The following is a 24,430-nucleotide window of genomic DNA, read 5'->3' on the forward strand; positions in this document are numbered from 1 at the left end:
TTAGTTTGGTTACAATTACTTTTCCTTATAATCGGCTGCAAAACCAATTGCTACAAAGGCCCTTCTGTCCTACCTTTGATAGCTATTTCATAGCAAGTGCTGTGTCCAGCATTCTGTTGGAAAATCCCCATTCATTGTCATACCATGATTGAATTTTTATTAGCTTTCCTGCAATTCTGGTCTGCTTAATATCCACGATACAGGAGCTAGCGTTGTGGTTGAAATCAATGCTAACCAGAGGGACGCTATTAACTTCAAAGACCCCCTTACGCGTAAGCGCATACTCATTAAAGATCTCTTCAACATCTTCTACCGAGACAGCCCTTTTCGGCACAAAAGTGAAATCTAGTAATGACACATTCTGAGTTGGCACTCGAACCGCCACCGCATCCAACTTACCGTCAAGCTCAGGAATAACGTCACCAATGGCTTTTGCTGACCCCGTAGACGTAGGTATCATTGAATAGTTTGCAGCTCTCCCCCTACGCATGTCTTTATGATAAGAATCTAATAGGTTTTGCGTATTGGTATACGCATGCACAGTATTCGCCAAGCCCGATTCGATACCAACCGAATCGTTCATTGCCTTAGCTATATGCGCCAAGCAATTAGTGGTACACGACGCGTTAGACACAAACCGATCACCGCCCTCAAGTATTTCGTCATTGACACCGTATACAACGGTCTTATCGAGCATTTTTCCAGGTGCAGACACTAGAACCTTTTTGGCCCCCGCATCTATATGCATCTGTGCTTTCTCACGACTGCGGAAAAACCCAGTACATTCAAACACTATGTCTACGTCAAGCTTGTTCCATGGAAGCTTGCTTGGATCGCGCTGCATTGTTACCGGAATAGTGTCGCCATTGATCGTAATGCTGTCTTGAGTACTTTCTACCTGCGCGTTAAATCTTCCGTGCGCTGAATCATAACGTAACATATGAGCATTCGATTCCGTCGGCGCCAGGTCATTGATTCCCACTATCCTAATTCTATCTTGATATCCATTCTCGTATAGAGCCCTTGCGATATTTCTGCCGATTCGTCCGAAACCATTAATTGCTATGTTCAGCATTTTTGCACCTCAATTATTTTTTCAATAAAACCACTGGTTACAACAAAAAAAGCACGCCTAGGCGTGCTTTTTTTACAACTATTTCAAATTATGACTTACTAGTCTTTTGCCAACGAGATAGTCGGCCTTGGTACGCCTGCAGCCTTGATGCCGTCGACGGCAGCAATAATCGCTTTCGTCTTAGCCTTTTTAGCGGCTTTAATGATTACTGCAGCCTCTGGGCGTTCAGCCGTCAATCTGGTGATCGTTGATTTGATGGCTCGATCGTCCAACAAACGATTATCAACTCTTATTTCACTCAAGTTATTAATCTCAAGAACGATAGGCCTTGGCGCATCAGCATCAGGTGGTGTATCAGTTACAGGCGGCTTATTTAAATCCAAGCCCGATTCCTTAACAAAACTGGCCGTCACGATAAAGAAAATCAACATGATAAACACCACGTCTAGCATTGGGGTGATATCAATATCCGCTTCTTCTTCAGTATTTTGTTTTCCTAGTCTTTTCATTTTTTAGTCCTCTAGCAAGAGACAAGCACTAAGCTTGTCCCTCGTATTTCTCAGCAACCAAGCCGGCGGCCTGCTCTTCAAGAATACCTTCGATGCTTCTTGCCTTGTTAGAAACAAACCAATGAGCAAACACCGTAGGTATAGCCACAACAAGTCCCAGAACCGTAGTTACCAATGCTTGAGAGATACCGCCAGCCATAGTTTGCGGATCACCTGCGCCATAGAGGGTAATCGCCTGGAATGTTTGAATCATGCCTGTGACAGTACCCAGAAGACCCAATAAAGGTGCGACTACTGCTATGATTTTTATGAACATGACCCCACGGTTGATCTTAGGTGATTCCTTAAGCATGGCTTCACCCAATTTCAACTCTATAGATTCAGGGTCTGACTTTGGATTATCCTGGTATACCTTGATCACTCTACCAAGCGGATTCTTCAGCGAAGGCCTCTTCATGTCACGAGCCTGTTTTCTCACCGAACTGTCTACGCCCATTAAGATCAAATACCTCACAGCCGCAAGTAATAATGCGATCACACCCAGAACCATGATTACATAGCCGACGATTCCTCCTTGATCAGCCTTTTCCTGGAGAGATGGTTCAAGAACGAGCGCTTGAAGTAAGCCGCCTCTAGCTGGGTCTAACTTAAAAGGAGTAATACCCGCGCTGGCAGACTGTAGATTTTGTGAAGCCTGAGTAAACTCTGCACCCATTTGACGTTCAAGCGCTACGAAACCGCGCGTGTCATCATACGTAACAATATCGTTTCCAGTCACAGCGTTGAACACACCAACTCGAGTTACCGCCTTTTCACGAACTTCAAAAACCGGTTTTTGGCCATTAACTTCGCCATTTTCATCGAGCGTGTCTTCATAATCAACAATATAGGAGACAGGGGCGTTATAGGTAACAACCTTACCTTGCTGGGTCATCTCGTTTTGCAACTGCACCCAAAGGTCTTCAATTTCATCGATGGAGACCAACTCTGTCAGGCTCGCCATTTTCTCAACCATTTCGCGCAAGTTTTCAGCACGATCCGGATATTGAGCACTAATAATCGAACTGCGGTAGTCTTCTTGCGCTTCAGAAGCGGAAAGTTGAATTACCCCAAATAGTTGCTTAAGGTCGCCCAGCTCACGAGCTAAATCTTCTTGCAGCTCTTTAATGCTTAGATCATTAACTTCAAATTGCTTTTCAAGCTCATCTGAAATTCGCTCTTGCCTAACACGCTCGTTAGTCATAGAACGAAGTCGCCCTTGTTCTTTTCCTAAATCAGCTCTAAATCGGCTTTCACGAGCGCGTTCTGCGTTCTTATCCTTTGTGGCACCGCTGCGTGCGCCTCGAAGAATCTCATCAATGTTTAAGGCCTGAGCACCAACCGGTGTTGAAACGGTTAACGAACCGATGGCTAGAACACCACCCAGGATGGCGGTTTTTAATAAATGTTTCATATTAAATAGTCTCCGGCGCAATGATCGGCAATGTCATTAGATCTTTAGATGCTTTGCCCTGGCTGATTCTAATAGCCTTAGTAATGCCTTCATTATGTACAGAATCCAATGCTTTCCATTGTTTGTCAGACTTTTCCCAGTACCCAGACTCAGTCCCATCAATTGTTTGATAATACAAACCAGCTCTGCCTACCTGCAATACATTGACCGTGCGCTTAGCACCATCCAAATCAAGCTCTTCGGTATAAACGTCAATCGTCTTACCGTAATTGCTTTCTGTGGAATAGGCATCTAACACTTGGCGAAATCGTTCAGCGGCAGCGATATTAGCGTTAGTCAAATAACCACGAATTCGAGCCACGCGTGCTCGACGCTCTTCGAGTTTAAATGGGACGTCAGCCTCAATAAATTTATCAAGTCCGCTGATCATTCTAAGCATCAACGGAACAATCTGTCGTTCAATTAGTGACGCATCTTCAATCGAGCGCTCTAATTTTTGCATTGCCACCTGTTGTGCTTCCAAAGTTCGACGCATTCTATCGTTAAACTTCTTTAGAACCTCTACGCTCTTACGTTGCTGGTGATACTTTGAAACCACCTTCTCCGTATCCTCAGCGAGCTTATCGATGCGTTTTTGAGATGCAACTGCCGAATTGCCTCTGGCAATGCCTGAATTAACAATATCATCGGTTTGGTCAGCCAAAGCGCTTAATGGCATTAGCGAGACCAGTGCAACACCCATCACACCCGCTCTCATCTTTGCCTTAAGTACTGATGTACTCATACTTAACCTCTTGTCTTATAGGGACTTAGTCTAGTTAGTTAACTAAGCCTGTTTAATTTTTAACTTAAATGCTGCTTCAAATAACCGCTGTTTAAAATGCTTCTGCTGGGTCAACGTCGGTGTTAATCACGATCTCACGTTGTAGTTCTTCTTCTCGACGAACTTCGGCATTTACATACTTGATCCAGTTATCTGCGTCTTTAGCGACTTTTTCAAAACGAAGTGCTTTGTTGAACGTTTCCAATGCAGTTTTGGGTCTCTTCAATTCAAATTGAACCAAACCCAAGCTCAGCATTGTTTGCCCTCTGTCGCGCAACTTTCCTTTAGAAAGAGCTCTTTTTAGAGCCGCTTCAGCATTTCGCCATTGATTAAGGTTTATATACGCCTGCCCCAATTGATCATCTAATTTGCCATCTTTGGTTGTCAATTTGGCTGCCTGAGCTAATGGCTCAGTGGACTTTTGAAACTCTCTTGATGCGTACAACGCTTGTGAGTAGGTTTTGTAGTTCTTGAGTGTCTTCTTAAAGACCCCAGACTTAAAACCCGCTTCCATAATAGTTGCCGCTTTATACGGGTTGTCTAAGTTCATCATTAATGAACTCACGGTGTTTAGCTCTGACTCGGTCTTCAATAAGCCTTGGTCATACATAGCTAGATACAAAGAACCCATGCTCTTGTAATCATCCAACTCATTGAAGATATAACCTAACGACAGGAGATAGTTCTTCTTGGGATAGAACTTAACCAATTGCTTCACAACAGGCATCATCTTTCGATACTGTTGCTTCTCTCGGTAGATATTACTTAGCAAATTCAACCAACCTTCTTTTGGCGTAGTGCCCAAGGCTTCATACTTAGTAATTGCTGTTTGAATATTAGGCAGTGCTTGGTCGTATTCTTTAAGCTGGTAATGAGCCTGCCCAATTAAGATATAAGCGTCGGCTGAAGGATCAGTTTGTGTTTTAAACCAACGCTGTGCGAACTGAAGTGCCTCACGGTACTTTTCTTGCAGAAAAAGAACTTGAGCTACTTGGTAGAGCATTTGGTTAGAAAACGCGACCGAGATGCCTTCATTGATGTTTGTTACCGCTTTGAACTCGCGTAACGCACAATTTAGGTTATCTTGATTGAGGCAAATACTGCCCTTAAAGTTGTGATAGTAAGCTCTTTCAATGTTATTGAGGTCAGGCTCTTTTCCAAGCTTTTCAAGCTGAACCAAAGCCCCTCTAATATCATCCGCGTCAACCGCTTCACTTATTTTCTCGAACGTTTTAACGTGTTTGGCTCGAATAGACTCTACGCGTCGAGTTTTCTTTTTGGATGGTTCGTTATTGCTTTGTTGTGCATGAGCTACTTGTGTTTCTAACACGGTGGTTTCCAAGCCAGCAGCAAACGGCAATACCAACGCCGTTAGCAGGAGTGGTCTAAAAGCCGCTTTAAAAGCTTGCGTGACACTTGCTGTATTAATACCAGTCATAATTGTTCACCTCTAAATTGCATGTTGTGACATCATTTTCGTACTGGTAATTCGCCCGCCTGGGCGGACCGAATCACCATGGAAAAATGCCTTAACAGTTGCCGCCATCCATTTCGAATTTAATACGAATTGGCACATTTGGCACGTCTACTGGCTTCCCACCAACCTGACGTGGTTTATATTTATACTTCTCAGCCGCCTTAACCGCGGCTCGTTCGAACATTCTTGACGAACTCGCCGTGACCACTGGATCGCGCGTACCACCTGCTGCTGTAACAGTGTACTTAAGCTCTACCCAGCCACACAAACCACGTTCAGCCGCTCTTCGTGGATAGATAGGAGGAGCGCGAAAGATAGGCAAGTACTCACCGTCATTCGAATTAAAACCTTTGGTGCTCGTGTTAATACCAAGCTTAACCACACCTAACGCTAAATTAGAATCAATGTCTAACTGATCAGGAACAATGTCGTTCTCAGGTAGATCAGGCGCTTCCTGAACTTCATCAGGACGATCAGGTTTAGCCGTAATTGTTTCCACGTCTTCATTTTTTGGAATAAACGTAAACTCTGGCAACTTGAGGGCTTTAGATTCCTCCAGGTCCGGCTCATCCATCTTGATAAGTGCGTACATTGCGACAATTAGTCCCAACGTCACGAATATCGCGATGACAAATGATGAAAATGATCTAACCATAATACTACTCCGACTTAGTGGAAATATTGGTAACAGGGATATTGGCATCGCGTAGCTTATCGACTACCTCGAGAAGCGTTTCCGCCTCAGAGTTGATGTCAGCCTGAACCATCACTTCACCTTCAGGGTTTTCAGCGCGCAAACGCCCTAAGTTAGCCTTAATAGCTCGCGGATCGATTTGCTGGCGATCTAGCCAAATATCGTTATTCTCGTCAATCGCCAACAAAATACTGGCTTTTGGATACTTAACCGCGTTCACCGCTTCAGGCTTAATAACTTTTGCACCACTTTCTTTAATAAAGCTCGCGGTGACAATGAAGAAGATAAGCATAATAAAGACAACGTCCAACATCGGCGTAATGTCGATTTTGGCGTCTTCTTCTTGTCTGCTTCTAGATGCTCGTCTCATTTACTTTCTCCTAGGTTTGAACACAAACAACCTAGCTCATGCTCAAAGATAATAGGGATGTTTAATAATTACACTTAAATCGAATTAATGATCCAGTGTTAAATGCTCATTGATTAGCTCACGCTCTTGCTCAGTCTTACGTTGCAACCAGAAGCTTAAAAATAAGCCTGATAGCGCCGCAACCATACCCGCCATAGTAGGAACCGTTGCTCGTGACACGCCGCCTGCCATAGCTCTTGCGTTACTGGTACCAGTAACCGCCATGACTTGGAAAACTTCGATCATTCCCGTAACCGTACCTAAAAGCCCAAACAAAGGAGCTAAGGCAACACAGGCCTGAATCATAGAAAGATTTTCGCGTAATTTTGAGGACACGTTTGATACCAATTGCTCACGTACTTGATGCGCCGCCCAAGAGCTGCGTTCACTGCGTGATTCCCACTCATCTATGGCTGCCTTAACAGCCTGCTTGTGTGGTCCGTTGATATACATAATGCGCTCTAAAATCATGTACCACATGATTATAAGCAAGCCGGCAATCAAATAGAGTACTGGTCCACCGAGTTCCATAAAATCGCGGATGTACTCGAAGATAGCTGTAATATCCATCTTATTGAAACCTCTGTCTCTTGTGTTAACAGTTCAAGCGAATTAACTCAAAGCGTTTTCGCTTGAACTTAACTAGGAGACCGAGAGCGATTAGCCCTCGATCTTACGTGCTACCATTCCGGCTGATTGCTCTTCCAAAATCTCTTCAACTCGCTTGGCCTTTGAAGCCGCAGCGGTATGAAGAAGTACGATTGGAATAGCGACAACAAGTCCACAAACCGTGGTTACAAGCGCTTCAGATATACCACCGGCCATCAACTTAGGATCACCAGCGCCAAACAGCGTAATTGATTGGAACGTTGTAATCATACCCAATACCGTACCAAGTAGACCGCCTAATGGCGCTACCACAGAGACAATCTTCAAGAACATCAACCAAGAAGTTAATTTGGGTGTTTCCTTCATGATTGCTTCAGACAGTCGTAATTCAACTGCTTCAGAATCAGTACTCTTGGTATCTTCGGCGGCCTTAAGAACACGCCCTAATGGGTTTTTATCGCTTGGAGAATCTGGATTCTGCGCTTGTTTTCTAACCGCAGCCGAAACACCAAACAAAATCAAAATCTTAATAATGGCGATCACCGCAGCAAATGCGCCCACACCCAAAATGATGTAACCAACCGTTCCACCTTGAGCGATACGGTCGCCTAGGCTTGGACTTTCAACGGCCGCTTCCAGCAAGGTTCCAAGAGTAGGGTCAATGGCGAAGCTAGCTGTGCCGCCAGCGGCACCGTTAAACAATCCCTTTGCCTGATCTAAATAACGACCATCTGGTTGTTTAGGCAAATCTGCAACGCCACCGGCGCCATAAGTCAAAAATTTACCGTCTCCAATCAGATTAAAGGTACCAACACGCACCACTTCTTGATTTTCGCGATCTCCAGCTGCGGTAGCAACTGATGTTGAGAACTTAGAAACTTTGCCTTGCTGAACCATTTCATTAAAAACAGCCTTCCACAAAGATTCGATCTCGGAAGCAGTCACCAATTGATTTGACTGATTTGAAACCTTCTTAGAAATTGCGTCGAAGCCTGCAGAGCGATTTGGGAATTGAGCAGAAATAATGGAAGAATCAAACGTTGCTTCCGCTTCACCCACGACTTGCTGGATAGCGCCAAAAAGCTCTTTCAAGTCACCCAATGAACGCTCACGTTCGGTACGAACGGCATTCAATGCTTCGCTGTTGGTCGCATACTGAGTTTCCAACGCTTCACTCGTGGCTTCTAACGCCGCACGCTGACTGCGCAATTGTTGAAGCAAATTTACTTTGCCAGCGCCAGCCGCTGAAAAACGTCGCTCTAAAGCAACCGCTTCTTTGCTCTTTTCAAAAGAGCCTGACTTAACTTGATCTAGCAACTGGTCAACCGATTGCGATTGAACAGGTGCTGCGATAAACGCTGCTGCTAGAGCAACTGTAGATAATAAACGCTTCATGCTACGCGCCCTCCGGAGCATTGATAATCAAGCTCAATAATTCTGGTGCAACGGTTTTTGCTGCAACTTTGATTGCTTTACGTACATTTCGATTAGTGTCCGCAGGTAATGGCTTCCATGCGTTGTTGACATTGTCATACATCGCAGAATTCTTTTGATCCTTTGTTTGATAATAAAGACCAACACGGCCGATACGTAACATATCGACAGGCGTTTCTTGTCCATCAATTGTTATTACAGAATCATACGCTTCGTAAGTAGTTCCATACTCCATTTCAGCGGCATAGATATCCATAATGCTGCGATACCTTACGGAAGTACTGGCAGTGGTGTCTACCATCAACAATTTCAATCGACCGATGCTCTCTTGACGATCTTCAAGATGGAAAGGCAAGTCAGCCTTAACAAACTTGTCTAACGCCGACAACATTTTGCCCAACAACGGCGCGACTTGCGGCTCTAATTCTTTTGCTGATTCGATGGATGCCTGGATCTCAGTTTGAGCGGTCGCTTGAGCTTTCAATTGATCTTGAAGTTGAGAGTTATACACTTTCAATGCTTCAACCAACTTCAACTCACGAGCAAATTCGCTATCGACCGATTGGTCGCCAGCTGACTGCGCCCACCCAGTGGTAGCAGCGGCCGCAAAAATGGCAGTTACCGCCACTACTCGACCAATCCAATTCAACACAGATTTTTTCATTTTAGACTTAACCTCTTGTAATGAAATCTACTTAGCTAGATTCAATGATAATCAACTTTAATTGATTAATTTTAAAACTCACAGCCGACCTGTAGAGCATCAATCCAGCAAACGTATGCTTGCCAAACCAACAACCCTGAACACAAACTCAACTACAAATTGAAACTTATACTTTTCCCAGTGCTTGCCAAACCAAAAGCCTGACAAAATCCTACCCACCTAAACCAAGTAGCTAGATCACTGTGTAACACTTAACGGCCTCCCCTTCGGGGAAACACAACTTAAGGCTGCTAATACTGCCGAAAGTGCCAGCCCCTTAGTAAACACTACTAAGCGCCAATTCACAACCAGCAATAACAACAGATTTTGAATGACATAACCTATACGACTATTTAAAGCCTACATGTTCTAGCCTTAGCCACCAAAACCCATTAGCGGCCTCACTAGATTGCAAGACAAAATGTCCGACAACATGAATGCAAATTGTCTTATTGGAGCGACCTAGGCACTAACATGCGCTTATAAGATCATTTATAAAGAAGGGAGACTTTAGGGTTTTAGATCGCTAAACCACACTTAGCTGTGGCCGCTGAAAAAGCATATAGAAGCAGTTAATTAAAACTGAAAGCCGCTTTTTCTCACACTCTCGCATTTGAGACATGAGGCACTAAAACGTTGACTTGCAGAACCGTCGCTTATCGCGAACAGACAGGTTGGGGAAAACAAAATAGCTAATCACTAGGCTTCTTAGCAGGGATTGCCACTAAAGCAACAATCAAAAAAGTTCAAATAGCGCACAACCACTCAGTGGAAAATGACCTATTTAGACTCTTACCCCTAAACCATAACGCAAAGGTAGAACGACATCTTTAACGAACGCCACCACCCGTTTAGCTAAGCATTGCTTCATTTTGAAACCAACCAGCACTATCGAGGTAAACCGAAAGAACTGCAAACACCCTCACAAAACGGTCGCCCGGTACTTGACGTACCGATCTCGCTTCGCGAAGCCGCAAGGCTAACTTCTTCTCCTAAGGCTCATCATCACCGCCAGAAAGAAAACACCAAAAAACCGGGCGCTCTACTCACCAAACTAGGCAATAACTATTATTAATTCACTGTCTTATTGCAGTATATTTTACGCATCGAAATGCAGGAATACAGTCTAACTTGCATCATCAAATACGCCAAGCAAAAATAGCCAACACGAACAAATGAAACCAACTCTATTCACTACACCCCAAAACGGGAGGCTGATTCTAACAGCCAAACAGCCCGAGGTCACGAGTCTTTAAAATAAATTCATAGAGACATTATGACCTCGCTGTGCGACGCACCACGTTTCGAGACAACTTGTCTTAAAAATCTCAGTTTAACGCGTTGCGATAATTTCATCGAACGCCGCAATCGCAGCCTTCAACCTCGATAGACTTTCATCACGGCCCAATTGAAACAAGGTAAGGTCGATCGATGGCGACATCGTGCCACCAGTCACCGCAATACGAATTGGCTGAGCCACTTTGGCAAAGCCAACCTCATTGCCATCAACTACGGCTTGAACGGAGGCCTGAATGCCTTCAGCTGCCCAGTCAGAAAGACCTTCAAGCTTTGCAATGAGGTCTGTCAACAATGCGCTTGAATTTGCCTTCACCCATTTCTTTACTGCACTCGGCTGGTACGCTTCTACTTCACTGAAGAACCAACGCGATTGTTCCACAACATCAATTAGCGTTTTACAACGCTCTTGAATCAAACCAATCACCCCCAGTGAGTAATCATTAACCTCGATGGATAAACCGGCCCGTTCAAAATGCCAGCGACTCTCCTCCAATAATTGCCGAGGCGACAACGCTTTAATTTTCTCTTGATTTACCCACAACAATTTTTCAGGGTTAAACGTGGACGGCGCTCGACTCACGTCTTCGATTTTAAACAGTTTCAACAAGTCGTCTCGACCAAACAACTCTTGATCACCATGCGACCAGCCTAGACGCACTAAGTAATTCAATAGCGCTTCCGGCAGGAACCCGTCGTCTCTGTACTGCATCACACCCACGGCACCGTGACGCTTTGACATACGCCCTCCATCCTCGCCTAAAATCATGGGCACGTGGCCATACAGTGGTAGCTCCGCACCTAACGCGTGCAAAATATTAATCTGACGAGGCGTATTGTTGATGTGATCATCACCACGAATAACGTGCGTGATCCCCATGTCCATGTCGTCCACCACCACAGTAAGATTATAAGTTGGAACCCCATCAGGACGAGCGATCACCAAATCATCAAGCTCTTGGTTGGAAATAACAATATTTCCTTTGACAAGATCTCTAATGACAACCTCGCCATCAACTGGATTTTTAAACCTGACCACGGTACTTTCACTCTCAGGCAAATTAAGCTCTCGACATCGCCCGTCGTATTTAGCTTTAACGCCTGCGGCCTTTTGCTCCTCGCGCATTGTGTCCAGCCGCTCCCGACTGCATTCACAATGATACGCCTCACCTTTGTCCAGCAATTGATTGATAACTTCTTTATATCGATCAAAGCGATGAGTTTGATAATAGGGTCCTTCATCGTAATCAAGCCCCAACCACTGCATCCCATCAAGAATGGCTTGAACGGATTCCTGAGTCGACCTCTCCAAATCAGTATCTTCAATCCGCAGGACAAATTTACCGCCTTGTTGTCGCGCATGCAACCAAGAGTAGAAAGCGGTGCGTGCACCACCTATGTGTAGGTAGCCTGTAGGGCTGGGTGGAAATCGAGTGACAGTCATAAGAGCTAAAACATAAAAATTGTAACGTGCGGATTGTAGTATAATTCCAATACGAATTACTCATGAAATAGACCAATGCCGCGCCTTTTTGTTAACAACCTAACCGCCATTGACTGCTCAATACTGGATCCAACTCGCGGATTAATCGGCGCCAGTTGGTCCGTTGATGTTGAGTTACTGGGTGAATTGGACCACCAAAGCATGGTCTTCGACTTTTCTAAGGTCAAAAAAACCATCAAGCAGGTAATCGATAACGAGGTAGACCATAAGCTGCTGATCCCATCGAAACACAAAGGAATAAAGCGGTCTGGACCCACTCTAAACTTTGCGCTTAAAAACGGTGACTGGATTGAACACACATCACCCCAGAGCTCAATTTGCTTAATTGAGCACAAAAAGGTAACCAAAAAGAAAATCGCTGCTTTTTTGAAAACCAAGCTTCTCGAAGCCCTACCCAAAAACGTCACGGACCTCACGTTGACACTGAATCAAGAGTTAGGCTTTGGCGCGTTTTATACCTACAGTCACGGGCTCAAGAAACACGATGGTAATTGCCAGCGGATTGCTCATGGGCACCGCTCCACCATCAGAATTTGGAAAGACGGAAAACGTAGCCGAAAACTTGAAAAGTACATGGCTAAACGTTGGGAAGATATCTACATCGGCACGCAGGAAGACGTTGAGTGGCTAAAAAGTGGACGCATCAAATTTGCTTATAGCAGCGAGCAAGGCGCATTTGGCTTAGAACTCAATGAAGAGCGCGTGCACCTAATGAGCGATGACTCTACAGTAGAATGCATCGCTGACCACGTACTGAGCATTCTTGAAACCGAGCATGAAACGTCGTTCAAGTCCCATGAATTTAAGGTTCAAGCTTTTGAAGGAATAGGCAAAGGCGCGATTGCGGAGTCTGTCTAACTGCGCTTATATAACTGAATCCAAAACAGCTCTATATTTCCCGCGTGGTTCGAAAATCAACATCAGGCCAACGCTCAATAGTCAACTGAAGGTTAACCATATTTGGCGCAATATAGGTAAGTTCGTTCGCTCCATCTAGCGCAATGTTTTGTTCATTTTTACGCCGAAACTCTTCTTCCATCCTTGCATCGGGAAAGTGTACCCAACGTGCCGTGGCAACTTGAACTGCCTCAAAACTACACTCCACATTGTACTCAGCTTTCAAGCGATGAGCGACCACATCAAATTGCAAAATACCCACAGCCCCAAGGATCATGTCATTGTTTTGCACAGGCCTGAAGACTTGAGTTGCACCCTCTTCGCTCAATTGGATCAAGCCTTTTTGCAACGCTTTAGCGCGTAGCGGGTCACGCAAACGGACACGTCGAAAAAGCTCTGGAGCGAAATTAGGTATCCCCGTGAACTTGAGCTCCTCCCCTTCGGTAAACGTATCACCGATTTGAATTGTGCCATGATTGTGAATGCCAAGAATATCACCCGCCCAAGCTTCCTCCGTAGCATCACGTTTTGAGGCCATAAACGAACTGGCATTATTGATCGCCATATCTCGCTTCAAGCGCACGTGCTTGAGTTTTTTACCTTTGGTAAACTTGCCAGACGTAATGCGCATGAACGCAATTCGATCATGATGTGCGGGGTCCATGTTTGCTTGGATCTTAAAAACGAACCCAGTAAATTTTTCTTCGGCCGAACTAACCTCTCTGGATTCCGCGCTCCGCCCTTGAGGAGCTGGCGCATAGCGGGCAAAGTTTTCCATTAACTCGTCAATTCCAAGGGTAGCAATCGCGGAACCAAAAAACACAGGCGTCAAGTCACCGCTCAAATACAACTCAAGATCAAACTCATTACTTGCACCTTGCACCAATTCTAATTCATCACGCAAATCACTGGCCAGTATGTCACCAAGGATTTCATCGACTTCAGGATTATCCAACCCTTTGATTAAACGATCCTGCTCTTCATCGTTACCGGGTCTTCCTGCAAATAAATGAACCGTATCATCATAGATTCGATAAACCCCACGAAACAATTTACCGATACCTATTGGCCAAGTCATTGGGGCACACAAAATATCCAGTACAGATTCAACTTCGTCCATTACTTCGATCGGGTCTCTACCCTCTCGATCCATTTTATTAACAAAGGTCATTATTGGCGTGGTTCTTAATCGACACACGTCCATCAATTTTATTGTCCGCTCCTCGACGCCCTTGGCGATATCAATCACCATCAGTGCCGAATCAACGGCGGTAAGTGTTCGATAAGTATCCTCGGAGAAATCGGCGTGACCCGGCGTATCCAGCAAATTAATCATTTTGTCGGCGTACTCAAACTGCATTACGGATGACGTCACCGAGATTCCACGTTGCTTTTCCAGCTCCATCCAGTCAGAGGTTGCATGACGCCCTGTCTTGCGTGCCTTGACATTACCAGCCATTTGAATAGCCCCGCCAGACAAAAGAAGGCGCTCAGTTAGCGTGGTTTTACCGGCATCTGGATGCGAAATAATGGCAAAAGTACGACGCTTAGCCACTTCGACTGCTAGTTGACTCATATTGGAGAATGATGTGATGGTTACGGAATGCGCGGATTATAACTAAAGCGCAATTCTAAATCGTCGTATTTGACCTGAAGTCTGAGGTTTTTACGGCGTGCGTGTAATAGACTCGCCGCGTAAATTTAAAACAACCGCACTTGGTTTTATTTCTTCTACGCGCAACCCAGTTCGAACGAAATCATTCTCACGGAACATTTTACCATCCAATATAACAAACCGTTGCTTGGGGTTTTCCGAGTAGGACACAACATTGACAATGATGTCGGAGGGGGGCAAGACCTTAGCGTCAACTGGCTCCTTGCCCTGCAACTCGTTCTGGCTATCAACAGACGCCATCGAATCAACTTGAGGGGCGGAAAACCAGGGCCCCAGCAACAAACCAATCATCAAGGCTAACACCAAGCTTAGTATCGCAATCACAATCAAAGGCCAACGCGAAGATTCTTGAGGCACAGGCATATCGGATAGGGTTGGGAGCGCATTCAATTTGCGTTCCTTTTCGGATTTTTTTAGAGCCTCTAAAATAGTCGACATAAATATCCTTCCAAAAATCTAAATAGGTCTTGGAAACAACACTGGCACTTCTTCCGGATTGAGTAACTCATTCATCAATAAGTAGGTTTCACTGCCAATCTTTCCATCACTTAATATATCGAACCGCTCCTGCAATAGTCTAGCCTTACTGGACAAGTCGGCATCAAAAGTGGTGGAGCGCAATTCAGTCAATTGTGGCAATTTGAGTTTGGTTAACACGCTATTTAACTTTAATCTAACGCTTGGCAGGCCATCGCTCACGTCACCCTGCTGCAAGAATTGTTTTCCTGCCTCGCCAGGACGCCAAAACACCATGGCATTATTGAACCAACGATCCCGTAACTCTGAGACAGGTAACTCATAACTCTGCTCACCGACCAAGACGCTGGCGACGCCATCTAGTAACTTAAACAAAATGACTCTATGTTGCTGGCCCTTATGCTCAAGCACCATAATCGTTGGTCGGTTAAATCTTAATATGGCCGGCCAAGACGACACAGGCAAACAATCGACACTACGGGCCTCAAGCTCTTCACACAGCGGGCCGAGTAAGCCAGAAGTCAAGTCTACGTCCCAGGCGACGGCCAAATTTTTGAACGCCGCAACTCTACCAGTGCGATCCGGTGACACCTCAAGCACCCTTCCAAACGCGGAACTGCTCAAATACGCTGGTGTAACTCTTTTTTGAACCACCTCGACGTTCTCAGCATTTTCAGTCAAAGCCACCTCGCCCAATGTGTCCGTAGCGAAGTTTTGTTGGCTAGTTAAATCATCAACAACGACATCAGGCTCTAAGTCTTGATCTAAAAACTCCTCAGAAATAACGACTGAACCAGGGTTCACACCTCTGGATTCGGCAATTTCGGTCAGCAACTCTTCATTTTCAGATAAATCCGCGATGTTGATAAGCTCCTGCGAACCAGCGGCACTATCATCTTTCTGGGCTGCCCCGACCTCTGGCATAACAACATCAGAATTCAGAGCCTCCTTAGAGGACTCACTTTGTGACAGCTGCGAATCAACGCTTTGCGTATTGGGAGACGTAAACCACCACCATAAACAAAAATTAAGCAACGCGGCGGCGGCTATTCCGGCTACCCAGTTCCTTGTCTTTTTACCACCATTGCTTTTCACGCTATCTATAAAGACGTCGTTGGCTGACGACTTAACGGTTTTCGAATCAACTAAAAGTTGAGATTTCGCGTAAGTTGCAAGCAAGGCATGGTCCGCCAAAACATTAATTTTACGCGGTATTCCCCCGCTCAATTGATGCAAATGACGCAACGCTTGCGCACTAAATAATGGTTTCCTACAACCAGCCACACCAAGCCTAAAATTCACATAATCCTGAATTTCATCTTTCGCAATGGCCGGCAAATGATATCTCGCAGTGACACGCTGAGCCAATTGCCGAAGATCATTGCGCGTTAACAGATCGTTTAGCTCAGGCTGACCGACTAAAATAATTTGCAGTAATTTTGCCTTCGTTGTTTCCAAATTGGTTAACAAACGAATCTGCTCCAAAACACTCTGACTTAGCAGTTGAGCTTCATCAATAATGAGCACCGTATGCCGGTTTTCAGAATACGCTTTTAACAGATAGTCGTTAATGGAATCCAGCAATTGCTTTTTAGAGCAATCGTCAGGGTATGTTATTTTTAGTTCGTCACAAACAGTCTCTAACAGTTCACGGCGATTTATCTTCGGATTCAGAATAAGCGCAACATCGACATGCTCGGGCAGATCTGCCATCAGGTTTCGACACAAAGTGGTCTTACCCGTACCCACCTCACCTGATAGCACAATAAAGCATCCACCCTGAGACAGCCCATAACTCAAGTGTGCCATCGCCTCTCTGTGGCGCGCACTCATATAAAGATACTGCGGGTCTGGGGCTATCGAAAACGGTGGTTCGACTAACCCAAAGTAATTTAGGTACATGGCTGCATGACTTTCATTAGGGTGTTTGGGGTGAATTATGAGTGGTGATAATTGCAGATGCGGATTTATAGCGCAAGTGAAGCTCGAGCAGAGCCAGCCAGACGCTCAAACAAACCAGCCCCTCGCCCCCCCATAATATCGCCAACTTGTTGCAAAGAACCTAATTCCGCAGACTTTCGCCGCAACCCGTCGGCCGTAATGGGGATAGGAATATCATATTCTACCGTCGCTAATTGTTTTGACAGAAACGCTTGTTCACGATGCTCTTTCAACTTAGCCGCCAACCCTTTAGCTCCGCGAACCTTTAAATACTGAATATCGCCCAGCCGATCGTAGATTTGCTCCATGGTCGAAAACTCTTGCAGCAATGCGGTTGCCGTCTTAGGACCAATTCCAGGAATACCTGGAATGTTGTCTACAGCATCTCCACACAAACCGAGATAATCCTGAATCGCTTCTGGGGGAACACCAAATTTTTCTACAACTTGGGCGGGACCCAGTTGCCGATCGCGAGCAAAATCCCACCAAAAATCATGTCCTCTTAGAACCTGCGCTAAATCCTTATCTCCCGTTACAATACCGACTCTATAGCCGTCTTCTCGGACCGACTTTGCCGCACCTGCAATAAGATCATCCGCTTCGTATCGATCGTGAGCTAGACACAACAAACCAGACGCCTCGGCGACTCTTTTGCAGAGTCTAAATTGATCTGACAACTCCTTAGGTGGCAACTCTCTGTTCATCTTATACTGAGGATAGATGTCGTTACGAAAAGATTGAGTTAGACTTTCATCGAATGCGACGGCCACATGGCTGGCATTACTACGTTCCAAAAATTCGGTCAAAAACTTACAAAAACCATACACCGCATTAACCGGCATACCGCCTTCGCCGCGCATCGAATCAGGAACGGAAAACCAAGCCCTGAAGATATAAATACTGGCGTCGATAAGATAGGCCGTAGGCGCTTCTCGTTCTGGGTAACTACTCATATCAGTTTTCTATGTCGTTAGTCAGTTTGATGACTCTCACTATGTGAATCCGTCTGGAGTCAGCGTGAATGATTTCAAATTTCACGTTCTCAATTTCAATGCCTTCCCCTGGTTGGGGTATGTGACCAGCGGTTTGAGAGATCAGCCCTCCGATAGTGTCGCTGCCACTTTCACTAAAGTACGTCTTAAAATGGTCATTAAACTCATCAATCGGCAACAGAGCTTTAACCAAAGTTTCCCCATTGGAAAGCGTGCGAATGAAGTCTTCCTCTTCATCAACGTCATGCTCGTCCTCGATGTCGCCCACGATTTGTTCTAACACATCTTCAATCGTAACAACCCCTGCCACGGCACCAAACTCGTCAGCAACTAACGCCATATGGTTCCGATAGGTTCTAAACTCACTTAACAAAACATTCAAGCGTTTACTCTCGGGCACAAACACGGCGGGTCTAATTAAATCGCGCATGGTAAAACGCTGCTTGTTATCCTCATCGAAAAACTTAAGCAAATCCTTGGCTAACAGAATTCCAACAAATTGATCTTTTTCGTTGTCGATCACCGGAAATCGAGAGTGCCCACTCTCTACCATGACATCCAAACAACTATCGAGCGTCGCATCTCGCTCTATAATCTCCATCGACGTGCGAGGTATCATGACATCTCGTACTCGCATGTCAGACACGTATAAGATGCGCTGAATCATGTCATAAGAGTCGCGCTCCACGATTCCATCCTCCTCAGCCTGCTGCAAACGCTCGAGTACGTCCTCTCTGGAGGCAGCGCGACGCGCAGGTATAAAACTAATTAACGCAGCGCCAATGCGCTGCAATATCGAAGGAGGTTGGTCTTTACTTTTCATGTTTGTCGATTAAAACTGCGTTCTATAGATAGGGGTTAGGATAACCATTATTGGCTAAAATTCGTATTTCTAGCGACTCCATTTCATGGGCGCTCGTATCGCATTGATGATCATACCCACATAGATGAAGTACACCGTGAGTCACCATGTGAGCGTAATGATCAAATGGTTTCTTATTCTCGGCCGCCGCCTCTGTCATGACTACATCGTGACAGATCACCACATCACCCAGCAATTCAACGTCAATGCCCAGTGGCGCCTCAAATGGAAAAGAAAGCACGTTAGTTACCTTATTCTTACCACGATAATCACCATTTAACTGCTCAATTTCATCACCTGACACGAGCCTAATTGTGACTTCATTCGTTGTCGGCCATCCCCCATATTCGCAGACAGCTCGATAAGCGTTTGATGCCCAATCACTGAGTAGCTGATCTGACGGAAGTGCGTCTGCTATGCGACTACGATCTAAGTCCTGCGCAATTTGCACATCGACCACAAGTTCAATGCATTCACGCGTAGGCTCACCGACCTCATCAGTCATTTCGATCATGCTTCTCATAGGCTTCAACGATACGCTGCACCAATGGATGCCGAACAATGTCCTTACCGGTGAACTTGGTCACACTAATGCCCCGAACTCCGCTCAATATAGTTAATGCATGCTTTAGCCCAGAATAAGTGCCTTTTGGAAGGTCTAACTGAGAGAGGTCTCCGGTTAAGACAACCTTGGAACCAAAACCAGTGCGAGTTAACAACATTTTCATCTGTGCTACGGTTGTATTCTGCGCTTCATCCATGATTACAAATGCATCAGAGAGAGTGCGTCCACGCATATACGCTAGAGGAGCGAGTTCTATGATTTTCCGTTCTATTAAGCCCTGTACCTTTTCGGGGCCAAGCAGCTCATACAATGCGTCATAAAGCGGACGTAAGTAGGGGTCTATTTTCTGCCCAATATCACCAGGCAAAAAGCCGAGATGCTCTCCCGCTTCAACCACCGGGCGTATCAAAACTACCCGCTTAACCTCATCACTGACAAGTGCCTCAACTGCTTTGGCAACCGCAATGTAGGTTTTTCCTGTCCCGGCTGGGCCAACCCCGAAAACAACGTCGTGCTTCTCGATTGCTCGCATGTACTCACTTTGTGTTTTTGACTTGGCAACAACTTGCTTTAATGGCGCCCTAACGCGCTCAAAATCTAGATCCTCATCACCTGGTTCTGACATATTGTTGATTACTTGATAAATTTTTGATTCGTCCAAACCTTGACCTCTATTAGTGAGCTTATACAGTTTTTCTATGACTTTAAACGCAACACCAACATCCGAGGCATTACCTTGAATCACAAAATCACCACCTTGCTGGTAACATTTTACAGCCAGCTCTTGTTCGATTATTCTGATATTTGCATGCCGCTCTCCGCATAATATCGATAACCGTGTGTTGTCAATGGGAGACTCAGGCGAGTCTAACGAAAGCGTTTTCGCAGGGAGTGCTTGATTCAAAAGTGTGTTCCGATAGGTTGTAAGACCGCATTAGGTGCAGGCTGAATACGTTTCAGTGTTAATGCTAATCGGTTAATTGCTAGGTTAAATGAGCTGTTCTGCCACGTCCACTGGGCGCTACTCGATCCATAATAAATTGACCAGATTGGCAAATGCACGCTAGCCAACGCTAGACTTCTCGCAGGTGGATAATATTTGCATACAACTTTTATAGAACACAAACACAAATAAAACAAGCCTAATTACGCAAACATGCCGCAACTGCGAGAACCAAATATCGCTTTTGGCTAAACCATAATTCCTCGTAGCGAATTCGGCAAAGCTTCGGTGATTTTCACATCCACGAACTGACCGATCAATGATTGATCACCGTCAAAGTTCACCACCCTGTTGTTTTCGGTCCGCCCCGATATTTGCTTAGGATCCTTGCGAGCAGGGCGATCCACCAACACGGTTTGAACGGAGCCAACCATACCATGACTGATTCCCATGGCCATTTCTGTGATGCGCTTCTGTAATCGTGCCAAACGTTCCTTTTTAACATCCATAGGAACATCGTCTTCCAAATCGGAAGCTGGGGTACCAGGGCGTGTACTGTAAATGAAACTAAACGACAAGTCATAGCCAATGGTTTCAATCAGATTCATGGTGTCTTCAAAATCCTCATCCGTTTCCCCGGGAAATCCGATAATAAAGTCTGAAGACATACTGATATCTGGCCGAACCTTTCGGATCTTCTCAATGATTTCAATATAGTCTTGCGCTTTATAGCGGCGCTTCATGGCCGCCAAAATCCTATCAGAACCAGATTGAACAGGCAGATGCAAATGATTAACGAGCTTAGGCACATCGGCGTAGACGTTAATAAGGCTATCGGTAAACTCCAACGGATGCGATGTGGTGTACCTTATTCTCTCGATCCCCTCAATTTCAGCGACGTATCGAATCAATAATGCGAAATCGGCCATGGAGCCATCATGCATCGGGCCCCAATAAGCGTTCACATTTTGACCTAGCAGAGTCACTTCACGGATACCCTGTTGCGCCAAAGAATACACTTCCGCCAAGACATCGTCGAACGGACGTGAGAATTCTTCTCCACGCGTATACGGAACAACACAAAATGAACAATATTTACTGCACCCCTCCATAATTGAAACGAACGCAGTTACCCCTTCCACTTTTGGCGCAGGCAACTTATCGAACTTTTCAATTTCCGGAAAGGTAATATCAACTTGAGACTCTTTAGATCCGAGAGCTTCATCAACCATTTTCGGTAGACGGTGCAGAGTTTGCGGCCCGAACACCATGTCAACGTAAGGTGCACGCTTCATGATATTGTCGCCTTCTTGGGATGCGACGCACCCACCAACTCCGATCACCAACTCAGGGTTGTTATCTTTAAGATTTTTCCAACGACCCAACTGAGAAAATACTTTTTCTTGGGCCTTTTCTCGCACTGAGCACGTATTAAGCAGAATAATGTCAGCGTCCTGCTCACTGTCGGTTTTAATGGCGTTATGTGATTCGCCCAATGAATCAAGCATGCGATTAGAATCATACTCATTCATTTGACACCCAAAGGTTTTTATAAATACTTTTTTTTGGGCACCCGATGCATCGATTGTATTAGAGGCGCTTGTTTGCTTGCTCGACTTTTTAATGTCCGAAGGCTCGATCGTAATTTGATTTGTCATGTCGGTTGTTTAGTGGTCGTTACTGTTGTTAATTCAGGGGCACACTGTTCTGATTGAGGCTCAAATAGAGCGGGCGCGTATTTTAGCGGCATTTTCAAGTAGAAGACACTCAGATTAATTAAGAAACAATCAAAACATGCACGCCCAGGACCACAGACAACAAAAAAGCCGCTCAAATGGCGGCTTTTTGTTCACAAAGAGTGCTTAACGTTAGGGGTTTACCTTCAGCGCTGGATCCCCAATAATTTGCCAACCCATTTGAATGGCTGGGAAATCCTCACGCTCAGCCACGGCCTTTTTAGCCTGCACTACGGCATCGCCGATAGTCACCCCCTGATCATACATGCGTTTATTTAGCTCGACGCCAAGCGCTCTTTCTTCAGCCGACGACGTTAACGTAGAGGCACCTAGTACCGTCGCCGCGCCATTTTCACCGCCCAACAAAAATTCGTCAGCCATCGTGTTTCCGGCTGGATCCACGAAATAGCTATTCCAACAACCCCATTGTGTAACCAAAGCAGGCTTACCAACGTTGGTCAAACCTGCAATCTGACTAGATAACAACATCGGAGGAGTACTGAAACTCCAGCGTCTGTGAGAAGAATGACCAATAAAATTAACAACCGACACGCCTGCATTCATAGCACGCAGTGCTTTTTCATGAGCCAACTGTCCACCATCAACGTCTGGAAAGGCCCGAAAATCACTTCGTATCGAATCTCGCCACGTTTTCGGCATTGCCGCGATAAGAGCTTCCGCGTCTTGTGTAAAGGAAATACCATTGCCACTGTCTTCTTTATCCGCGGCTACTAATACTCTACCAACGTAACCATCTCTGGCTTCATAGGCTTTTAGTTTATTCACCACCGAGGCTAATTCGCTCTTATTGCGAACGGAAATTCTGCCAATGGGTAATTCTGGTGCACCGCCCTCAATCAAGTCTCCGTAAGCCGCATCGGAAGGCGTTTGCGTTACCAAAAGCAAGCCGCCCGGAGTGGTTACGTAACGAGTGGGTATAAGGCTAACCGACTGTGTCTGCTGCTGCTTATAGTCGTAAGTATCGTTTCCAATGAAAACAACCATTTTAGTATCCAGACTATTTGCGGCAAATTTAATGTAATTAAAAATCGCATCTGAACTGGGCACATGATCGCCAAATTGTGCGTAAATTTGCTCTACGTCTACGACTTTCACCGCATATTCTTGAGACCTAAGATCCACAAGCTCATCAAGCTCATCTCCCATCAAGCTACTGTGCGCGATAACCAAATACTCCGCTCGACCCGATGTGATGTTCTGCTTGGTTAATAGCGGTTGTACAACTGGGCGCTTAAAACCAGTATCGGCAGCGACAATATACTCAGCATCAATACCTCGTGTATTAAAAACAACGTTATCATCACTTCGAACAGCTCTCGTCAGTCGTTCGATTGTGCCGTTATCATAACGTCGGTAAACACTAAAATCGTCTGAAGTGATTCCTTCAACAACCGCGTGGCCTGTATTAAACCGGCCCTCTAAATAGTTAGACGTGGTAATTGAGTAGCGGTTATAGGTGACTTCGAAGCGGTTTAGCGTAACGATATCAAATGGAACTTCAGCAATAGGCCGAAAGTTGTATTTAAACGTATTGGTGCCTTCACTCACCACCACATTAGAAGCCGTGAATGTGTCAATTGAGTTACCGTCAAATTGCTGGTCCCCTAAGACTAGGTCATTCACCAGTACCTCATAGTGATGATCATTGCCTTCTATTTGAAAATCCAACAATCCATACATCTGAGCTTCTACGCTCGCCAAGCCGCTTCCGCCAACGACATTATCGAGCTCGAAGTCATAATATGGGGTAGCGAAAATGCTGTAGTTTTGACCAAAATGCCAAGGGTCTGTCTTTGATGGCGCGGCAAAATCATAATAGTTATTCTGCTCTACAACCAAAGTATGAAGGTAACTTGTCGCGGCATTGGCCGTTACGTCCGTTCTCGTCTTATCGTTGCGAATCGACTTCGGAGGAGTCTGCCTTAACTCCGCTCGACTCATAAAGTGCAATGTATACGCTTGCTCTTCAGAATACAGACTTTCGGCAGAATCAGCGTAAAACTCAATGTAACCACCAGGTCCAAAGAAACGTTGAGACCCAGTTTGCTGCCCTACGATACGCATTGGCACGGAATCGCCATCGACCGTGACGTTCATTTTCCGCGTTCTCAAACCTCGTAAATCAGCGCCAGCACTCGCAAGCTCTTCATACGTGACTCGCTGCATACCTGAGTCATTGACCATGAGATTCAGCAATTCAACGGCCATGGCCGTTGGCGACATCATTAATGATGCGGTTAAACCCGCCAGAGTTATACCAACGCCGCGCTTAACACCACTCATTTTCACTCGATCTTTGATCATCACTTGCTTAATCGTCATCGTTTTCATATCA

At 45.3% G+C, this 24,430-nt stretch carries 21 protein-coding genes; 1 reads left to right on the forward strand and 20 read right to left on the reverse strand.

All coding sequences use genetic code 11. From position 1 onward, the window contains the following. Nucleotides 1-82 precede the first annotated feature (82 nt). From gap to gltX, 11 genes are all read right to left on the reverse strand, one after another. Nucleotides 83-1,075 carry a type I glyceraldehyde-3-phosphate dehydrogenase gene (gene gap / locus ABWW54_RS00520; RefSeq protein WP_353408993.1) on the reverse strand — a complete coding sequence of 331 codons (993 nt, stop codon included), beginning with the start codon at nt 1,073-1,075 and terminating at the stop codon, nt 83-85. A gap of 98 nt (nt 1,076-1,173) precedes the next feature. Continuing rightward, complete coding sequence (locus ABWW54_RS00525) at nt 1,174-1,584, reverse strand: ExbD/TolR family protein (RefSeq protein ID WP_353408995.1); 411 nt, start codon at nt 1,582-1,584, stop codon at nt 1,174-1,176. Between the two features lie 28 nt (nt 1,585-1,612). Further along, entirely contained in the window at nt 1,613-3,037 is a 1,425-nt protein-coding gene (locus tag ABWW54_RS00530) for a MotA/TolQ/ExbB proton channel family protein (RefSeq protein WP_353408997.1), read from the reverse strand. A gap of 1 nt (nt 3,038) precedes the next feature. Next, nucleotides 3,039-3,821, reverse strand: a complete 783-nt coding sequence (locus ABWW54_RS00535; RefSeq protein WP_353408999.1) for a DUF3450 domain-containing protein — start codon at nt 3,819-3,821, stop codon at nt 3,039-3,041. A 91-nt stretch (nt 3,822-3,912) separates the two neighbouring features. After that, nucleotides 3,913-5,298 (reverse strand): tetratricopeptide repeat protein, encoded by a 1,386-nt coding sequence (locus ABWW54_RS00540; RefSeq protein ID WP_353409001.1) that lies wholly within the window; start codon nt 5,296-5,298, stop codon nt 3,913-3,915. Between the two features lie 91 nt (nt 5,299-5,389). Beyond that, on the reverse strand, nt 5,390-5,992 hold the full coding sequence (locus ABWW54_RS00545; protein ID WP_353409003.1) for an energy transducer TonB: 603 nt from the start codon (nt 5,990-5,992) through the stop codon (nt 5,390-5,392). A 4-nt stretch (nt 5,993-5,996) separates the two neighbouring features. Next, nucleotides 5,997-6,401 (reverse strand): ExbD/TolR family protein, encoded by a 405-nt coding sequence (locus ABWW54_RS00550; protein WP_353409005.1) that lies wholly within the window; start codon nt 6,399-6,401, stop codon nt 5,997-5,999. A gap of 84 nt (nt 6,402-6,485) precedes the next feature. Continuing rightward, nucleotides 6,486-7,010 carry a MotA/TolQ/ExbB proton channel family protein gene (locus ABWW54_RS00555; RefSeq protein WP_353409007.1) on the reverse strand — a complete coding sequence of 175 codons (525 nt, stop codon included), beginning with the start codon at nt 7,008-7,010 and terminating at the stop codon, nt 6,486-6,488. A 90-nt stretch (nt 7,011-7,100) separates the two neighbouring features. Further along, complete coding sequence (locus ABWW54_RS00560) at nt 7,101-8,444, reverse strand: MotA/TolQ/ExbB proton channel family protein (protein WP_353409009.1); 1,344 nt, start codon at nt 8,442-8,444, stop codon at nt 7,101-7,103. Nucleotide 8,445: 1 nt separating this feature from the next. Further along, nucleotides 8,446-9,147 carry a DUF3450 domain-containing protein gene (locus tag ABWW54_RS00565; protein ID WP_353409011.1) on the reverse strand — a complete coding sequence of 234 codons (702 nt, stop codon included), beginning with the start codon at nt 9,145-9,147 and terminating at the stop codon, nt 8,446-8,448. 1,372 nt (nt 9,148-10,519) lie between these two features. After that, nucleotides 10,520-11,926, reverse strand: a complete 1,407-nt coding sequence (gene gltX, locus ABWW54_RS00570) for a glutamate--tRNA ligase (protein WP_353409013.1) — start codon at nt 11,924-11,926, stop codon at nt 10,520-10,522. 75 nt (nt 11,927-12,001) lie between these two features. On the opposite strand from gltX, the gene ABWW54_RS00575 reads away from it, so the two are divergent. Then, nucleotides 12,002-12,844, forward strand: a complete 843-nt coding sequence (locus ABWW54_RS00575) for a 6-pyruvoyl trahydropterin synthase family protein (protein WP_353409015.1) — start codon at nt 12,002-12,004, stop codon at nt 12,842-12,844. A 31-nt stretch (nt 12,845-12,875) separates the two neighbouring features. On the opposite strand, the gene ABWW54_RS00580 is transcribed toward ABWW54_RS00575, so the two are convergent. From ABWW54_RS00580 to ABWW54_RS00620, 9 genes are all read right to left on the reverse strand, one after another. Continuing rightward, the gene (locus tag ABWW54_RS00580; RefSeq protein ID WP_353409017.1) at nt 12,876-14,459 is read right to left on the reverse strand and encodes a peptide chain release factor 3; all 1,584 of its coding nucleotides are present in this window, start codon (nt 14,457-14,459) and stop codon (nt 12,876-12,878) included. Nucleotides 14,460-14,549: 90 nt separating this feature from the next. Further along, nucleotides 14,550-14,996, reverse strand: coding sequence for a general secretion pathway protein GspB (locus tag ABWW54_RS00585; protein WP_353409019.1), 447 nt, complete (start codon nt 14,994-14,996; stop codon nt 14,550-14,552). Between the two features lie 18 nt (nt 14,997-15,014). After that, nucleotides 15,015-16,937 (reverse strand): ExeA family protein, encoded by a 1,923-nt coding sequence (locus ABWW54_RS00590; protein ID WP_353409021.1) that lies wholly within the window; start codon nt 16,935-16,937, stop codon nt 15,015-15,017. A 65-nt stretch (nt 16,938-17,002) separates the two neighbouring features. Further along, nucleotides 17,003-17,929 carry a 5'-3' exonuclease gene (locus ABWW54_RS00595; RefSeq protein WP_353409023.1) on the reverse strand — a complete coding sequence of 309 codons (927 nt, stop codon included), beginning with the start codon at nt 17,927-17,929 and terminating at the stop codon, nt 17,003-17,005. A gap of 1 nt (nt 17,930) precedes the next feature. Beyond that, nucleotides 17,931-18,791 (reverse strand): CorC family transporter, encoded by an 861-nt coding sequence (locus tag ABWW54_RS00600; protein WP_353409025.1) that lies wholly within the window; start codon nt 18,789-18,791, stop codon nt 17,931-17,933. A gap of 22 nt (nt 18,792-18,813) precedes the next feature. Continuing rightward, nucleotides 18,814-19,299 (reverse strand): rRNA maturation RNase YbeY, encoded by a 486-nt coding sequence (ybeY, locus tag ABWW54_RS00605; protein ID WP_353410360.1) that lies wholly within the window; start codon nt 19,297-19,299, stop codon nt 18,814-18,816. A 28-nt stretch (nt 19,300-19,327) separates the two neighbouring features. After that, nucleotides 19,328-20,299 carry a PhoH family protein gene (locus ABWW54_RS00610; protein ID WP_353409027.1) on the reverse strand — a complete coding sequence of 324 codons (972 nt, stop codon included), beginning with the start codon at nt 20,297-20,299 and terminating at the stop codon, nt 19,328-19,330. A gap of 287 nt (nt 20,300-20,586) precedes the next feature. Further along, nucleotides 20,587-21,996, reverse strand: a complete 1,410-nt coding sequence (gene miaB / locus ABWW54_RS00615) for a tRNA (N6-isopentenyl adenosine(37)-C2)-methylthiotransferase MiaB (RefSeq protein WP_353409029.1) — start codon at nt 21,994-21,996, stop codon at nt 20,587-20,589. Between the two features lie 210 nt (nt 21,997-22,206). Then, nucleotides 22,207-24,426, reverse strand: a complete 2,220-nt coding sequence (locus tag ABWW54_RS00620; RefSeq protein ID WP_353409031.1) for a C25 family cysteine peptidase — start codon at nt 24,424-24,426, stop codon at nt 22,207-22,209. Between the last annotated feature and the right edge of the window lie 4 nt (nt 24,427-24,430).

This window comes from Arenicella sp. 4NH20-0111, assembly GCF_040366405.1.
In the GTDB taxonomy this organism is placed as follows: Bacteria; Pseudomonadota; Gammaproteobacteria; order Arenicellales; family Arenicellaceae; genus Arenicella.

Bases quoted from the DNA above. Each gene is read 5' to 3' on its own strand.
- ABWW54_RS00555 (WP_353409007.1), bottom strand. From the start codon at position 7,010: ATGGATATTACAGCTATCTTCGAGTACATCCGCGATTTTATGGAACTC.
- ABWW54_RS00590 (WP_353409021.1), bottom strand. From the start codon at position 16,937: ATGTACCTAAATTACTTTGGGTTAGTCGAACCACCGTTTTCGATAGCC.
- ABWW54_RS00595 (WP_353409023.1), bottom strand. From the start codon at position 17,929: ATGAGTAGTTACCCAGAACGAGAAGCGCCTACGGCCTATCTTATCGAC.
- ABWW54_RS00540 (WP_353409001.1), bottom strand. From the start codon at position 5,298: ATGACTGGTATTAATACAGCAAGTGTCACGCAAGCTTTTAAAGCGGCT.
- ABWW54_RS00535 (WP_353408999.1), bottom strand. From the start codon at position 3,821: ATGAGTACATCAGTACTTAAGGCAAAGATGAGAGCGGGTGTGATGGGT.
- ABWW54_RS00575 (WP_353409015.1), top strand. From the start codon at position 12,002: ATGCCGCGCCTTTTTGTTAACAACCTAACCGCCATTGACTGCTCAATA.
- gltX (WP_353409013.1), bottom strand. From the start codon at position 11,926: ATGACTGTCACTCGATTTCCACCCAGCCCTACAGGCTACCTACACATA.
- gap (WP_353408993.1), bottom strand. From the start codon at position 1,075: ATGCTGAACATAGCAATTAATGGTTTCGGACGAATCGGCAGAAATATC.
- ABWW54_RS00530 (WP_353408997.1), bottom strand. From the start codon at position 3,037: ATGAAACATTTATTAAAAACCGCCATCCTGGGTGGTGTTCTAGCCATC.
- ABWW54_RS00585 (WP_353409019.1), bottom strand. From the start codon at position 14,996: ATGTCGACTATTTTAGAGGCTCTAAAAAAATCCGAAAAGGAACGCAAA.
- ABWW54_RS00565 (WP_353409011.1), bottom strand. From the start codon at position 9,147: ATGAAAAAATCTGTGTTGAATTGGATTGGTCGAGTAGTGGCGGTAACT.
- ABWW54_RS00545 (WP_353409003.1), bottom strand. From the start codon at position 5,992: ATGGTTAGATCATTTTCATCATTTGTCATCGCGATATTCGTGACGTTG.
- ABWW54_RS00550 (WP_353409005.1), bottom strand. From the start codon at position 6,401: ATGAGACGAGCATCTAGAAGCAGACAAGAAGAAGACGCCAAAATCGAC.
- ABWW54_RS00600 (WP_353409025.1), bottom strand. From the start codon at position 18,791: ATGAAAAGTAAAGACCAACCTCCTTCGATATTGCAGCGCATTGGCGCT.
- ABWW54_RS00580 (WP_353409017.1), bottom strand. From the start codon at position 14,459: ATGAGTCAACTAGCAGTCGAAGTGGCTAAGCGTCGTACTTTTGCCATT.
- miaB (WP_353409029.1), bottom strand. From the start codon at position 21,996: ATGACAAATCAAATTACGATCGAGCCTTCGGACATTAAAAAGTCGAGC.
- ABWW54_RS00525 (WP_353408995.1), bottom strand. From the start codon at position 1,584: ATGAAAAGACTAGGAAAACAAAATACTGAAGAAGAAGCGGATATTGAT.
- ABWW54_RS00560 (WP_353409009.1), bottom strand. From the start codon at position 8,444: ATGAAGCGTTTATTATCTACAGTTGCTCTAGCAGCAGCGTTTATCGCA.
- ABWW54_RS00620 (WP_353409031.1), bottom strand. From the start codon at position 24,426: ATGAAAACGATGACGATTAAGCAAGTGATGATCAAAGATCGAGTGAAA.